This is a genomic window from Labrys neptuniae (assembly GCF_040797145.1).
GTDB classification, from domain to species: Bacteria; Pseudomonadota; Alphaproteobacteria; order Rhizobiales; family Labraceae; genus Labrys; species Labrys neptuniae.
In genome coordinates this window covers 541065-554277 of record NZ_JBFNQD010000002.1, presented here as the reverse complement: position 1 = coordinate 554277, position 13213 = coordinate 541065, and the positions used below count along the sequence as shown (strand labels likewise).

Sequence of the window (13213 nt, the reverse complement as noted above, 5' to 3'; positions counted from 1 at the left end):
GAGCGGACGCGAAACGCCTTCTCCTCGACCAAAATCGCTCATGTCAAAACCCTATCCACGGCCCATGACAGCCTCTAGCCTGTGGCCGCCGGAATCGCGGCCATCGAAGACAATTGGCGGCTCAACCGCCACGACAGGGAAGAAGCGCAGAGATGACGCAGAATGACCGTCTGACGCTCCAGCACATCATCGAGCGTGTCGACGCCAAGGCGCAATCCTTCTGCGCCTTGAGCGACCGCATCTGGCATATGCCCGAGCTTGCTTTCGAGGAGCATCGATCCTGCGAGGAGCATGTCGCGGCCCTGGCGGCAGAGGGCTTCCGCATCACACGCAAGGCAGGCTGCATCGAGACCGCCTTCATGGCCGAATATGGCGAGGGCGGCCCGGTGCTGGCCTTTCTGGGCGAGTATGACGCCCTGCCAGATCTGTCCCAGGCCAGCGGCGTCGAGAAAGCCGAACCGCTGCAGCGCGGCGGTCCCGGCCATGGCTGCGGCCACAACCTCCTTGGTGCCGGCGCCGCTTTGGCCGCGGTGGCCTTGAAGGATGCGCTGGCCGCGGCAGGCATCGAGGGCCGCGTGCGCTATTATGGCTGCCCTGCCGAGGAGAGCGGCTCGGGCAAGAGCTTCATGGCGCGAGCCGGCGTGTTCGACGATGTCGACGTCGCCTTCTGCTGGCACCCGAACGTCGTCAACGAGGTGGTAGCCGCTTCCAGCCTCGCCTTCGTCCAATGCTATTTCCGCTTCGCCGGCCGCGCCTCGCATGCGGCGGCCAGCCCGCATCTCGGCCGCTCGGCGCTGGACGCAGTGGAGCTGATGAACATCGCCGTCAATTATATGCGCGAACATATGCCGGCAGAGGCACGCATCCACTACGCCGTCACCAATAGCGGCGGCATCGCGCCCAATGTCGTACAGGCCAATGCCGAGGTGCTCTACCTGGTGCGCTCGCCCGATATCGCGGAGACCAAGCGCCTGTTCGAACGGGTCAGGAAGGCGGCCGAGGGCGCCGCTCTGATGACCGAGACGCAAGTCCGTTACCAGGTGACCGATGCCGGGCTCAATCTGGTGCCCAACGAGACCCTGCTCGAAGCCATGCACGACAATATGGTCCGCATCGGCGCCCCGACTTTCGACGGCGACGACCGCGATTTCGCCGACCGGCTGCGCCGGGCCAGCCTGTCGGACGAGGACATCGCGGCCAGCGTGGCCTCGCATGATCCCACCCTGGCCGCCCACAGCCTGCACGAAGGCATCCTGCCCCTGGCCAGGCATGCCAGCGTGCAGATGGGCAGCACGGATGTCGGCGATGTCAGCTGGATTGCGCCGACGGTACAGTGCCACACCGCCTGCTTTGCGATCGGCACCCCGTTCCACAGCTGGCAATTGGTGACGCAGGGCCTGGAACCGGCAGCCCACAAGGGCATGGTCGCGGCCGCGAAGGCGCTTGCCAGCACGGCGGCCGACTGCCTGAGCAAGCCGGACCTGATCGCCAGGGCGAAGGCGGAACTCAAGCGGCGCACCGGTGGCCGGCCCTTCGAAAGCCCGATTCCGCCGGAAATCCTGCCCGAGCACCTCCATTCGAGCCAGGGCCGCTGATCGCAGCTTACTCCAGCGCGCGAGCCTGGGAAGCGCTCAGATCAACGCCAGCAGCGCATCCTCCTCCGGACGCGCCGGAAAGACGACCCCGGCGGCACCGGTGGCCGATATCACTTCGGCCACCTTGCGCGACAGACACAGATGCCGCACCGGCAGGCGCGCCACAGCCTCGGGGCCACCGGCGCAGGCGATGAAGGCCTCCGCCGTGCGCGCGGAATAATGCAGCACGCCATCGAGCTTGCCCTGAGCCAGCGCGGCCGCGATCTCGGGCCGGAATCGCGCCGCCTGGTGCGCGGTGTAGACGACGGCAAGGTCGATGCGGTGCCCCATTCCCCCCAACGCCCCGACGAGATCGCCAGTGCGGTCGGCCCCGGCCAGATAGAGAGCCCGATGCGGTTCACGCCAGGCCTGCCGGACATGGGAGATCAGGCTGGCGACGTCGCGCCCGAAGGTCTCGACATCCTCAAAGCCCATGGCGCGGGCGACGGCCCCGGTGCGACGCCCCACCGCGATCAGCGGCGTTGCGGTCAGCCCATGGAACTCCGGCCTCTCGTAAAGGGCTGCCAGGGCATTGCCGCTGGTGACGATGAGGGCATCGAATCGCTCCGCCGGCAAGGCATCGCCGCCGAACACGATCTCCAGCATCGGCTCGATCACCGGCTCATGGCCCAGAAGCGCAAGGGCCTGCGCCGTCTGCCTTGCCTCCTCGATCGGCCGGGTGACGAGTATGCGCGCCATGATCATCCCTCCGCCGAAAAGCCGCCGGTCGCGCGGTCTGCGCGGCAAGGGGGGCCATTTCGGCAATCAGCCGGCAAAGAATCCTTCGCCGCCCAATGCGCGCAGCTCCTCGCCGGCCGAGCGTCCGAGCGCCTCCGCATCGGCGACGCTACCGCTGCGCCGGGCCTCGTGCACCTGGCTGCCGTCCGGCTTGAGGATGAGGCCGCGGAAGCGGATGGCATCCCCCTCCACCACCGCGTGGCCGGCGATCGGCGTGCGGCAGGACCCGTCCAGCACGGCGAGGAAGGCGCGCTCCAGCCTCACGGCGAGATGGGTGTCGCGATGATCGATGCCGGCGACATGGCCGTTGGTCTCGCCATCATCGGCCCGGGTTTCCAGGCAGATGGCGCCCTGGCCGACGGCCGGCAGGAAATCCTCTTCGGACAGGATGGCGCTGGCATGGGCGATGAGGCCGAGCCGCTTCAGGCCGGCAACGGCCAGCAGCGTGGCATCGGCCTGCCCCTCGGCAAGCTTGCGCAGGCGCGTCTCGACATTGCCGCGGAACAAAACGGTCTGGAGATCGGGCCTGAGATGCTTGACCTGGGCCTGGCGCCGCAACGCCGCCGTGCCGACCACGGCGCCCTGCGGCAGCTCGGCGAAGGAGGCAATGCCAGGCGCGATCAGCGCATCGCGAACATCCTCGCGCTCCAGGAAACCCGCCAGCATGAGGCCGTCAGGCAGCACGGTCGGCATGTCCTTGCATGAATGCACGCCGATATCGATATCGCCGTCTTCCAGCGCCCGCTCGATCTCCTTGGTGAACAGCCCCTTGCCGCCCACATCCGACAGCGGCCGGTCACGGATCATGTCGCCGGAGGTCTTGATCACCCGGATCTCGATACGCTCGCGCGCGATCGCCAGGAGACCGGCCAGCAGGGCCTGCGTCTGCCGGGCCTGCGCCAATGCAAGCGGACTGCCTCGCGTGCCGAGGCGCAACAGAATGGACACGATCGATATTTTTCCCAAAAAGCTCGCGGCTGCTTAGCGCCGGAGGTTGGGGGAGTCAAAGGCGACCTCACGGAAGAAGATCACAATGCCCGCCTGACGGTAGCCGATATGCCCTGGACATCGGTCGGCGCGCCGAAGTCCGCAAGAGGCTGAATAGGGTCTGTGCTAGTGACGCACCGGCGGGGGTGCCCCGGTGGTGGCGAGCCAGAGGCCGAGGGCGGTGTGCAGGGCCTCGGCGGCCTCGGGCGAGAGAGGCACCTTCAAGACGGCGTCCCCATCGAAATGAAACTCGGCGAGCACGAAACGACCGCTGGGGGGCGAGGCGAGGCGCAGCAGGCTGGTCAGCACCGGTGCTTCGATCGCTCCGCTCTTGCCCTCGAGGTCATCGATATCATCCATCATGTCGACCTACCTTGTTCCCCGGCCCAGGCACGTTCCCGCGGCACTGTCTGCGTTCGGCGTGAGATCAACGTGAAACACCGGCCTGCGTCGGCGGCCTGCATCACACGAATTTTGGTCTTGACCAAGCCGCTCGCCTTGCTTCGAGCCGGCTATTTCACTTAACCGGATCGGAAACAAAAAATTCAACAGAGCCATACAGTTAGCATCTTGTACGGATTTATAACACCGCTTGTCGTTCCTTCGATAGAGCAAAATCGCCACAGTCCTTTGCAAATCGACTCACCCCCCCGCATTCCGCTCCAGCCGGCCGGCTGCGCGACGCAAAAAAATCGCTCGTCCAATGTCGGCCAGGCCCACCTGCCGGCGTCCTCTGCCCGACACCCCGCGAGCGAAGAACGGCTCGCGCGGCGAAATCGGAACCATCGACCCCACCCGTCGAGACAGGAGTGACGAACCATGCCGAAAGCCTCCATCCTCAAATCCCTGCTGGCCGCCCTGGTGATCGGCGCCGGCAGCCTGGCCGCCACCGCAGGCGCCGCAACGGCTGCGCAGGCAGCGACGAACGACCAGGCCCCGGCCAAGAGCGGCCATGTCGAGGCCGGCGGAGTGAATTATTACTACGAGATACGGGGCAGCGGCGAACCGCTCCTCCTGCTGCATGGCGGCCTCGGCTCGATCGACATGTTCCAGCCCGTCATGCCGGTGTTCACAGCCCACCGCCAGATCATCGCCGTCGATCTCCAGGGCCATGGTCGCACGCCGCTCGGCACGCGCCCGATAGACCTCAAGGCCATAGGCGACGACATGGGCCAGATCCTCGCCAAGCTCGGCTACGGCCAGGTCGACGTCTTCGGCTATTCCATGGGCGGCGGCGTCGCCTTCCAGCTCGCCGTCCAGCATCCCGACAAGGTGCGCCGGCTGGTGCTGGTCTCCGCGGGCTTTGCCCAGGACGGCTTCTATCCCGAAATGCCGCCGATGCAGGCCCAGGTCGGCGCCGGCATGGCCGAGATGATGAAGGCCACGCCGATGTACCAGTCCTATGTCAAGGTCGCGCCCGATCCGGCCGAATTCCCGCGCCTGCTCGACGCCATGGGCACGCTGATGCGCAAGCCCTATGACTGGTCGTCCGACGTGCCGAAGCTGACCATGCCGGTGATGCTGATCTTCGGCGACAGCGACATGTATCGTCCCGAGCATGTGGTCAAATTCTACCAGCTGCTCGGCGGTGGCCTGCGTGATGCCGGCTGGCAGCGCGAGCACATGGCCAAGAACCGCCTCGCCATCCTGCCGGGCCTGACCCACTACGATATCTTCCTGTCGCCGCAGCTCACGGCAGCCGCCCTGCCCTTCCTCGACGGCAGGAGTGAGAACGCCAATTGGAGCGACCAGGCCGGCAAGTGACCGCCGCGGAGTGACCGCCGCGGAGCGCCCTCCGGAAAGGACTTGTACGAAGCGGGATTGTTGCCGATTGTCCGGCACTATCCCGCTTCGGAGCTTCCCTCATGCACGGCCAACCTTCCCCCACCCTCGACCAAGCCCGTACGGAGCGCCTCGATGCCGTGATCGACGCCGCCATCGCCGAGGAGCGCATCGTCGGCACCGTGGTGCTGGTGGCCGAGGCGGGCGAGATCGTCTACCGCCGCGCCGCTGGCCATGCCGACCGCGAAGCCGGCGTGCCGGTGGCCGAGGACACCATCTTCCGCCTCGCCTCGGTGACCAAGCCGATGGTGGCCGCTGCCGCCCTGGCGCTGGTCGAGGCCGGGCAGCTCCGGCTCGATGACCCTGTGACCCGCCATCTTCCGGCTTTCCGACCCAAGCTCGCCGACGGCAGCGAGCCGGTGATCACCGTGCGCCATCTCCTCAGCCACACGGCCGGCCTGCGCTATGACTACGATGACGCCGCCGACATCTCCAGCGGTCTCGACCGGCCCGGCCGCGGCATGGCGGAGAATCTCGAAAAGATCGCCGCGCAACCGCTAGCCTTCGCACCCGGCAGCGCCTGGCGCTACTCGATGGCGATCGACGTGCTGGGCGGGCTGATGGAGAAGGCTACCAGCAGGAGCCTGCCCGAGATCGTCGCCGAACGCGTCACCGGGCCGCTCGGCATGGCCGACACCGAATTCGTGGCCGGCAAGCCCCATCGCCTGGCGACCGCCTATGCCGATGGCGAGCCCCGGCCCGTGCGCATGGGCGAGATCCAGCGTGTATGCCACAATGGCTGGTGGCTCACCTTCGCGCCGCAGCGGGCTTTCGACCCCACGGCCTTCCCCTCCGGCGGCGCCGGCATGGTGGGCACGGCCGGCGACTTCCTCACCTTTCTCGAAGCGGTCCGCGGCGGCGGGGCACCGATCCTCTCGCCGGAGAGCCAGCGCCTCCTGAGCGAGGATGCGGTCGCCGATCTCGACATCGAGGACCCTGGCTGCGGCTTCAGCCTCGGCTGGTCGATTCTGCGCGATCCCGCCATTGCCGGCCTGCCCGGCTCGCCCGGATGCTGGCAATGGGGCGGCGTCTATGGTCACAGCTGGTTCGTGGATCCCGCGCGCAGGCTTTCGGTGGTGATGTTCACCAACACGGCGGTCGCCGGTGTCGGCGGTGCCTATCCCGAGGCCCTCCGTGCCGCGGTTTACGGCTAGAAGCATCCTGCGGCCTGGCGTTCCACCACGCCTCGCCGGCACGGCTGGCCTTCCTGCCCGGTGGGAGGTCGGTCCCATCGCCGCCGTCGAAATGAGCGGGTGGCTCAATCTTTTGGGAGGGGGGACGGGCGGGCAGCCCCTTATCCTTTCGGTGCGGCGATACCGCTCATTCCCAGCTAGCCGGGCCGGCGATCTGGGGGTACATCTTGGTTAACAGCAGTGACGCACCTGACAGGCCAATCGCAGTGAGAAGTCCCGATACGCGGGACCGGGCCGATTGAGCCCTGCAAGTATGGGAACCAACATGACTCGTGTTCTGGTAACGGGTGGCGCCGGCTATATCGGCAGCCACGCCTGCAAGGCCCTGGCCCTGGCGGGTTACGACCCCGTCGTCGTCGACAATCTCTCCCTGGGCCATGCCGATGCGGTCAAATGGGGCCCGCTGGAAGTCGGCGACATCCGCAACAGCGCCTTTCTCAACAAGGTGATCACCCACTACAAGCCCGAAGCGGTGATGCATTTTGCGGCCAGCTCCACGGTGGGCGAATCGGTCGCCGATCCCGCCAAATACTATTCCAACAATGTCGTGGGCTCGCTGACCCTGCTTGAGGCCGTGCGCCAGAACGAGATCGAGACCTTCATCCTGTCCTCGACCTGCGCGACCTATGGCGTTCCCACCTGCCTGCCGATCCTGGAGAACGCCCCGCGCAACCCGATCAGCCCCTATGGCGCGACCAAGCTGGCGGTCGAGCATGCCCTGGCCGACTACGGCACCGCCTATGGCTTGAAATGGGCGGCGATGCGCTATTTCAACGCCGCCGGGGCCGATCTTGATGGCGAGCTGGGCGAGCGCCATGAGCCGGAAACCCATGTCATCCCGCTCGCCATCCAGGCCGCCCTCAGCCATCGGCCCATCTTCAACGTGCTGGGCCGGGACTATCCCACGCCCGACGGTTCGGCCGTCCGAGACTATGTGCATGTCGCCGACATCGCCGACGCTCATGTGCGGGCGATCGACTATCTCAAGGCCGGCGGCGAAAGCTCGGCCTTCAATCTCGGCACCGGCATCGGCACCTCGGTGATCGAGATCCTCGAGGCGGTGCAGCGCTGCACCGGCCGCAAGCTCGACATCCGCTTCCAGCCGCGGCGGCCCGGCGATCCCGCCAGTCTCTACGCTGCCGCCACCAAGGCCGCCGAATTGCTGGGCTGGCATCCCCAGCACCGCGGGATCGATACCATCGTGGGCAGCGCGGTTTCCTGGTTCCGGCACAATCTGGCGGCCTGAACGCTCCGAAGACAGGCGGCCGGAGGAGCAAGCCCACCCGGCTACGCCTTGAACCGATCCGTCGCGGCCAGGCGCTGCGTCAGGGGCCGGGCCTCCGGCCATTGATAGATCTCGGCGCGGAGGAATTTCAGCTCCGCCTCCGCGTCCTCTTCCCCGACTTCGGTCCACCAGCTCTTGGGCTGGCCATTGCTGCCGTCGTTCCAGCGATAGCCACGCGCCTTGAGCCGATCCTTCATGTCGAAGGGACTGTTGGTCGCCGAGATCCTGATCCGGGCGCGTTCCGAGGCCTTCAAAAGTTCGGCGAAAGGCGCGGTCTTGCCCGGCCCGCTCGGCCGGACAAGCACCTCCAGCAGCGCATGGCAATCGTCGACCGCGCGATGCCCGTTGTGGAAATAGCCCGATTGTCCCAGGAGATAGCCGAGCTTGGTACCCTCGAAGCCACGGTCGGACCAGGCGATCTCCACATTCGAGCAGGCCCAGGGCTTGGGTGCGAATCCCGGCGCGAAGCGCTCGCAGAAGGGGCGATCGAACCGCGCATTATGCGCAATGACCAGGTCCGCGGGCTCGATGAAGGCCTCGACTTCGGCCGGCGAGATATGCTTGCCGGCCACCATGGCGTCGGTGATGCCGGTCAGCCTGGTGATCTCGGGCGGGATCGGTTCCCCGGGCTGGCGTAGGGCATTGAAGACGCCCACGACGTCGCCGACCTGGCCGGCCGGATCATAGGTGACCGCCACCATGCCGAGCTCGATGATCTCGTTCTTCTCATGGTCGAGACCGGTGGTCTCGGTATCGACGACGACCGCCAGGCGCGAAAACCGGCTCCTGTCCCGTGGGATGACGGGGCGCGGCTCCAGCTTGCGCAGGATGCGGTAGCGGCCGGTTGCTTCGAGCATGCTGACCAGGGCAGCCTCGTCGAGCGCCTCGTGCTGGCGGGCCGGTGCGGGAAGGGCACGCTTGGCCCGGGTGGCCGGTGGGCGCCTCTCCGGCAGCGCCTCGGTCCGAAACATGTCGAATTGTTCGCCCATGCTTCCCCCTTTCTCGCCGACTCAATGATCCGGCAGTGGTGAAACGTTTAGCGTTTCCGACGGCAGCCAGGCAAACCCCGGCCGGCCGTTTTCCCCCGCCAAGGCCGATGGCGCCGGTCAATCCTCCGGCGTGAAGCGCCGGCGATAATCGGCAGGCGTGACACCGACATGCCGCATGAAGGCCCGACGCAACACGTCGGCATTGGCGAACCCACAAGCCGCCGCCACCTGTTTGGGCGGGTTTTGACCTGTCTCGAGCAGGCGCCGGGCCACGGAGATACGAGCCGCCTCCACCCAACCCGCCGGCGTCACGCCGACCTCCGTGGCGAAGAGCCGGGCGAAATGACGCGGGCTCAGATTGAGGCGCCTGGCCATGCTGGCGACGCTGTGCCGCTCGGCTGGATTGGCGACCACCCAGCGTTGGAGCTCCTGTAGGGCCGAGCGCCCGGCGGGAAGGGCTTCCTCGCGGCGGCTGAACTGCATCTGGCCGCCGGGCCGCTTGAAGAACATCACCAGTTGCGCGGCGACGCGCATGGCGATGTCCCGTCCCAGATCCTCCTCAACCAGCGCCAGGGCAAGGTCGAGCCCGGCCGTCACGCCGGCCGCGGTACGCAGGCGCCCGTCGCGGATGTGGATGGCGTCGGGGTCCACGGCAATGTCGGGATAGGCCCGGGCCAGACGATCCGCCACGGCCCAATGGGTAGCGACCCGCCGGCCCGCCAGCAACCCGGCAGCGGCCAAGACGAAGGCTCCGGCGCAGACCGACCCATAGCGCCGCGTCGTGGCAGCCACCCGCTTCAGCCAGGCGAGCACGGCCGCATCGGGTTCGGTCACCGCTGCGTTGGGGCTGCCGGCAACGAGAAGCGTATCGACGGGCTCGCCGCCATCCGCCCCGATCACGATGTCGGGCAGCAGGCGGGCGCCCGAGGAACTGCGGATCGCCTCCTCGCTTCGGGACGCGACAAGGAGGCGATAGGCCTCCCGGCCGGCCTGCGTATTGGCCTCGGCGAACACATCCATCGGCCCGGATACGTCGAGCAGCTGCACGCCCTGCAGGGCCAGTATCGCAATGGTCTTGGTCTCGTTCCCAGACATGAGCATTCCTGACATCGGCGTCCGCTTGCAACCGGTTTTGGCATAAATCGGCGTAATACATCAATTGAAGACATACCTAGGGTGAGCCTAGGCTCTGCGCCAGTGAAATCCACTGGAGACATCGAAATGACCGCCATTTCAGGCATCGAAATCCCGGACAGCCGCCTGTGCCGCGACATCACCGCCTTCATCCGCGATACCGAAACCCCGCTCCTGTTCCACCATTCCAGCCGGGTGTTCTATTTCGGCGCGCTGGCCGGCAGGCGCCGCGGGCTCAATTTCGATCCCGAGCTCCTCTATGCCGGCGCCATGTTCCACGACATCGGCCTGATGCCAGCCCATAGCAGCGCAACCGAGCGCTTCGAGGTCGACGGCGCCAATGCCGCCCGCGACTTCCTGGCGAGCCGCGGCATCACGCCTGCCGACATCGACCTCGTCTGGGCGGCGATCGCGCTGCACACCACGCCCGGCATTCCCGAGCACATGCATCCCGTGGTCGCCCTGGTGACGGCGGGCGTCGAGATGGACGTTCTCGGCTTGACCTATCATCAATATGGCGATGCCGAACGCGAGGCCGTGGTCGATGCCCATCCGCGCACGTCGCATTTCAAGGAGGACATCATCCAGGCCTTCTACGAGGGTATCCGGCACAAGCCCCAGACCACCTTCGGCAATGTCAAAGCGGACGTGATCGCCGACAAGGAGCCGCATTTCGAGCGCGGCAATTTCTGCTCGGTGATCCGCTGCTCGCATTGGCACGGCTGAAACGGGAGCCTCCCGTGCTGGGCGGGCATGGCCTCGCCCCTATCCCGGCGGGCGGATCGTGCTATAGGGTGGACCATCAGCTCCAAAAGCAAGGGCACGTTTCGGCGTAAGCGTATCTTTGCTGTGGCTTTCCTTTGCAACGCGTCTTTGCGATTCCTGGTGATCCATCACATCGCAAAGCACTTAGGTACCCGCCCGCCCCATGCTCGTTCTCGGCATCGAAACCACCTGCGACGAAACTTCCGCCGCCATCGTCGCACGCAATCAGGACGGCGAGGGCGAGATTCTGTCCAATGTCGTGCTGTCGCAGATCGCCGAGCATGCCGCCTATGGCGGCGTGGTGCCGGAGATCGCCGCGCGCGCCCATGTCGAGGTGCTCGACCACATCATCGAACAGGCCCTTGAAGAGGCCAATGTCCGCTTCGACAAGCTCGACGGCATCGCCGCCGCAGCGGGGCCGGGCCTGATCGGCGGCGTGATCGTCGGCCTCACCACCGCCAAGGCGCTCGCCCTCTCGCTCGGCAAGCCGCTGGTCGCGGTCAACCATCTGGAGGCGCATGCGCTGACGCCGCGCCTCACCGACCAGGTTACCTTCCCCTATCTCCTGTTGCTCGCCTCCGGCGGGCACACCCAGCTCCTGGCCGTGCGCGGCCTCGGCGACTATGTCCGGCTCGGCACCACCATTGACGACGCCATCGGCGAGGCCTTCGACAAGACCGCCAAGATGCTGGGCCTGGGCTATCCCGGCGGCCCCGCCGTCGAGGCGCAGGCGATGAGCGGCGATGCCGCCCGCTTCGCCTTTCCGCGCCCGCTGCAGGGCCGGCCGGATCCGAATTTCTCGCTGTCGGGCCTGAAGACGGCGGTCCGGCTCGAAGCCGAGAGGCTGGCGCCGCTCGCCGCCAAGGATATCAGGGACCTCTGCGCCTCCTTCCAGGCGGCGGTGGTGGACATGGTGGTCGACCGCACCCGCGTCGGCCTGAGGCGATTCCGCGACACCGCGGGACAATCCCCCAGCGCCCTGGTGATCGCGGGTGGTGTTGCCGCCAATCTCGCCATCCGTCGCGGCCTGCAGCGCCTCGGCGCGGAGACGGGCCTGCGCATCGTCATGCCGCCGGCTGCCCTGTGCACCGACAATGGCGCCATGATCGCCTGGGCGGGGGCGGAGCGCCTCTCCGCCGGCATCACCGACGGCCTCGACGTCAGCCCGCGGGCGCGCTGGCCGCTCGACCCCAACGCACCGGGAGCGGGCAAGCAGGGCCTCGGCAAGGCCGGTGTCGGCAAGGGAGCCAAAGCTTGAGTGCGTCGGGATTGAAGAGTATCGGCGTGATCGGCGCCGGCGCTTTCGGCGCCGCCTTGGCTTGCGCTGCCGCACGCGCCGGCCGTGATGTCAGCCTGTGGGGGCGCGATGCCGCGGCCATGGCCGAACTGGCGGGGGCGCGCCGGCTGCCAAGGCTCGACGGCCTTGCCTTGCCCGAAGCCATCCATCCCACCGCCGATCTCGCAGAAGCAGCGCGCGCCGATGCCCTGATCCTGGCAGTTCCGACCCAGGCCCTGCGTGACGTCTGCGGGCGGCTGGCTGGCATGGTTGCCGCCAATACCCCGCTCATCCTGGCTGCCAAGGGTATCGAGCGCACGAGCGGCGAATTCGTCTCGCAGATCGCCACCGAGATCCTGCCGGCCTGCGTTCCCGCCGTACTCTCCGGGCCGGGCTTTGCCGCCGACATCGCCAAGGCCTATCCGACTGCCCTGACGCTGGCCTGCGCCGACGGTTCGCTCGGCGAGCGCCTTGCCCGGCTGATCGGTTCCCCGACCTTCCGGCTCTACCACACAGACGATCTGCGCGGCGTCGAGATCGGCGGAGCGGCCAAGAACGTGCTCGCCATTGCGGCCGGTATCGCCGCCGGGCGCGGCTTCGGCGAAAGTACGGTGGCCGCTCTCCTTGCACGCAGTTTCGCAGAGCTCACCCGTTTCGGCCTCGCCTTCGGCGCCCGCCCGGAGACGCTGGCGGGCCTGTCCGGCCTCGGCGACCTCATCCTCACCGGCACATCCTCGCGCTCGCGCAACCGGCGCTTCGGCGAGGAACTCGGCAAGGGCATCGGCCTGGAAACGGCGATCGCCGATGTCGGCCTGGCCGAGGGCGTCTGGACCGCCCCGATCCTGGCCGATATGGCAAGGAAGAGGCATGTCGACATGCCGATTGCCGCCGCCGTCTCCGACCTGGTGGCCGGCAAGGCCAGCATCGACCAGGCCATCAAGCAATTGCTGTCGCGCCCTCCGCGCGCGGAGTAACCCGTTCAACCAAACTGGAGACTGACATGACCCTGAAGCGTATCGGCGCCGGCAACCGCATGAGCGATGCCGTCATCCATGGCGACAAGATCCACCTGTCCGGCTATGTCGCCGAGACCACGGTCGGCAAGTCGGTCAAGGAGCAGACCGCCGACATCCTAGCCCAGATCGACGAGACGTTGAAGCAGGCCGGTACCGACAAGACCAAGGTGATCAAGGCCAATATCTGGCTCACCGATATCGGCACCTGGGCCGAGATGAACGAGGCCTGGGACGCCTGGGTGGTCGCCGGCCAGGCCCCGGCCCGCGCCACGGTGGAAGCCAAGCTCGCCGGCCCCGGCCTCGACGTCGAGATCATGGTCGAAGCAGCGCTATAAGCAGACTATTCCCGGGTGC

At 67.1% G+C, this 13213-nt stretch carries 13 protein-coding genes; 8 read left to right on the top strand and 5 right to left on the bottom strand.

The window, feature by feature from the left end; genetic code table 11:
• Positions 1 to 152 precede the first annotated feature (152 nt).
• Positions 153 to 1595: an amidohydrolase gene (locus tag ABXS05_RS09840; RefSeq protein ID WP_367623758.1), complete on the top strand. Its 1443-nt coding sequence runs from the start codon at positions 153 to 155 to the stop codon at positions 1593 to 1595.
• 36 nt (positions 1596 to 1631) lie between these two features.
• Here the strand turns inward: ABXS05_RS09840 and ABXS05_RS09835 are convergent, their stop codons facing one another.
• From ABXS05_RS09835 to ABXS05_RS09825, 3 genes are all read right to left on the bottom strand, one after another.
• Entirely contained in the window at positions 1632 to 2333 is a 702-nt protein-coding gene (locus ABXS05_RS09835; protein ID WP_367623757.1) for a uroporphyrinogen-III synthase, read from the bottom strand.
• A 66-nt stretch (positions 2334 to 2399) separates the two neighbouring features.
• Positions 2400 to 3323 carry a hydroxymethylbilane synthase gene (gene hemC, locus ABXS05_RS09830; protein WP_367623902.1) on the bottom strand — a complete coding sequence of 308 codons (924 nt, stop codon included), beginning with the start codon at positions 3321 to 3323 and terminating at the stop codon, positions 2400 to 2402.
• Positions 3324 to 3485: 162 nt separating this feature from the next.
• On the bottom strand, positions 3486 to 3722 hold the full coding sequence (locus tag ABXS05_RS09825; protein ID WP_311939003.1) for a hypothetical protein: 237 nt from the start codon (positions 3720 to 3722) through the stop codon (positions 3486 to 3488).
• A 456-nt stretch (positions 3723 to 4178) separates the two neighbouring features.
• Between ABXS05_RS09825 and ABXS05_RS09820 the strand changes: the two genes are divergently transcribed.
• From ABXS05_RS09820 to galE, 3 genes are all read left to right on the top strand, one after another.
• A complete protein-coding gene (locus ABXS05_RS09820; protein WP_367623756.1) occupies positions 4179 to 5123 on the top strand; it encodes an alpha/beta fold hydrolase in 945 nt (314 codons plus the stop codon).
• Between the two features lie 101 nt (positions 5124 to 5224).
• Complete coding sequence (locus tag ABXS05_RS09815) at positions 5225 to 6355, top strand: serine hydrolase domain-containing protein (protein ID WP_367623755.1); 1131 nt, start codon at positions 5225 to 5227, stop codon at positions 6353 to 6355.
• A 304-nt stretch (positions 6356 to 6659) separates the two neighbouring features.
• Entirely contained in the window at positions 6660 to 7640 is a 981-nt protein-coding gene (gene galE, locus ABXS05_RS09810; RefSeq protein WP_311938998.1) for a UDP-glucose 4-epimerase GalE, read from the top strand.
• 41 nt (positions 7641 to 7681) lie between these two features.
• On the opposite strand, the gene ABXS05_RS09805 is transcribed toward galE, so the two are convergent.
• Both ABXS05_RS09805 and ABXS05_RS09800 read right to left on the bottom strand, forming a co-directional pair.
• On the bottom strand, positions 7682 to 8668 hold the full coding sequence (locus tag ABXS05_RS09805; RefSeq protein ID WP_311938996.1) for a 3'-5' exonuclease: 987 nt from the start codon (positions 8666 to 8668) through the stop codon (positions 7682 to 7684).
• Positions 8669 to 8785: 117 nt separating this feature from the next.
• The gene (locus ABXS05_RS09800; protein ID WP_367623754.1) at positions 8786 to 9763 is read right to left on the bottom strand and encodes a GlxA family transcriptional regulator; all 978 of its coding nucleotides are present in this window, start codon (positions 9761 to 9763) and stop codon (positions 8786 to 8788) included.
• A gap of 126 nt (positions 9764 to 9889) precedes the next feature.
• Here ABXS05_RS09800 and ABXS05_RS09795 point away from each other — a divergent pair, with 126 nt between their 5' ends.
• The 4 genes from ABXS05_RS09795 to ABXS05_RS09780 all read left to right on the top strand — a co-directional run bounded on the left by ABXS05_RS09795 (position 9890) and on the right by ABXS05_RS09780 (position 13194).
• Complete coding sequence (locus tag ABXS05_RS09795; protein ID WP_367623753.1) at positions 9890 to 10528, top strand: HD domain-containing protein; 639 nt, start codon at positions 9890 to 9892, stop codon at positions 10526 to 10528.
• Positions 10529 to 10730: 202 nt separating this feature from the next.
• Positions 10731 to 11825 carry a tRNA (adenosine(37)-N6)-threonylcarbamoyltransferase complex transferase subunit TsaD gene (gene tsaD, locus ABXS05_RS09790; RefSeq protein ID WP_311938991.1) on the top strand — a complete coding sequence of 365 codons (1095 nt, stop codon included), beginning with the start codon at positions 10731 to 10733 and terminating at the stop codon, positions 11823 to 11825.
• The gene (locus ABXS05_RS09785; RefSeq protein ID WP_367623752.1) at positions 11822 to 12817 is read left to right on the top strand and encodes an NAD(P)H-dependent glycerol-3-phosphate dehydrogenase; all 996 of its coding nucleotides are present in this window, start codon (positions 11822 to 11824) and stop codon (positions 12815 to 12817) included. Before tsaD ends, ABXS05_RS09785 begins: the two co-directional genes overlap by 4 nt.
• Positions 12818 to 12843: 26 nt before the next feature.
• Positions 12844 to 13194 (top strand): RidA family protein, encoded by a 351-nt coding sequence (locus ABXS05_RS09780; RefSeq protein ID WP_068292912.1) that lies wholly within the window; start codon positions 12844 to 12846, stop codon positions 13192 to 13194.
• Positions 13195 to 13213: the final 19 nt, after the last annotated feature.

Coding starts and splice junctions, on each gene's coding strand:
- ABXS05_RS09840 (WP_367623758.1), top strand. CDS start 153: ATGACGCAGAATGACCGTCTGACGCTCCAGCACATCATCGAGCGTGTC.
- ABXS05_RS09835 (WP_367623757.1), bottom strand. CDS start 2,333: ATGGCGCGCATACTCGTCACCCGGCCGATCGAGGAGGCAAGGCAGACG.
- ABXS05_RS09825 (WP_311939003.1), bottom strand. CDS start 3,722: ATGATGGATGATATCGATGACCTCGAGGGCAAGAGCGGAGCGATCGAA.
- ABXS05_RS09820 (WP_367623756.1), top strand. CDS start 4,179: ATGCCGAAAGCCTCCATCCTCAAATCCCTGCTGGCCGCCCTGGTGATC.
- ABXS05_RS09815 (WP_367623755.1), top strand. CDS start 5,225: ATGCACGGCCAACCTTCCCCCACCCTCGACCAAGCCCGTACGGAGCGC.
- galE (WP_311938998.1), top strand. CDS start 6,660: ATGACTCGTGTTCTGGTAACGGGTGGCGCCGGCTATATCGGCAGCCAC.
- ABXS05_RS09805 (WP_311938996.1), bottom strand. CDS start 8,668: ATGGGCGAACAATTCGACATGTTTCGGACCGAGGCGCTGCCGGAGAGG.
- ABXS05_RS09800 (WP_367623754.1), bottom strand. CDS start 9,763: ATGTCTGGGAACGAGACCAAGACCATTGCGATACTGGCCCTGCAGGGC.
- ABXS05_RS09795 (WP_367623753.1), top strand. CDS start 9,890: ATGACCGCCATTTCAGGCATCGAAATCCCGGACAGCCGCCTGTGCCGC.
- tsaD (WP_311938991.1), top strand. CDS start 10,731: ATGCTCGTTCTCGGCATCGAAACCACCTGCGACGAAACTTCCGCCGCC.
- ABXS05_RS09780 (WP_068292912.1), top strand. CDS start 12,844: ATGACCCTGAAGCGTATCGGCGCCGGCAACCGCATGAGCGATGCCGTC.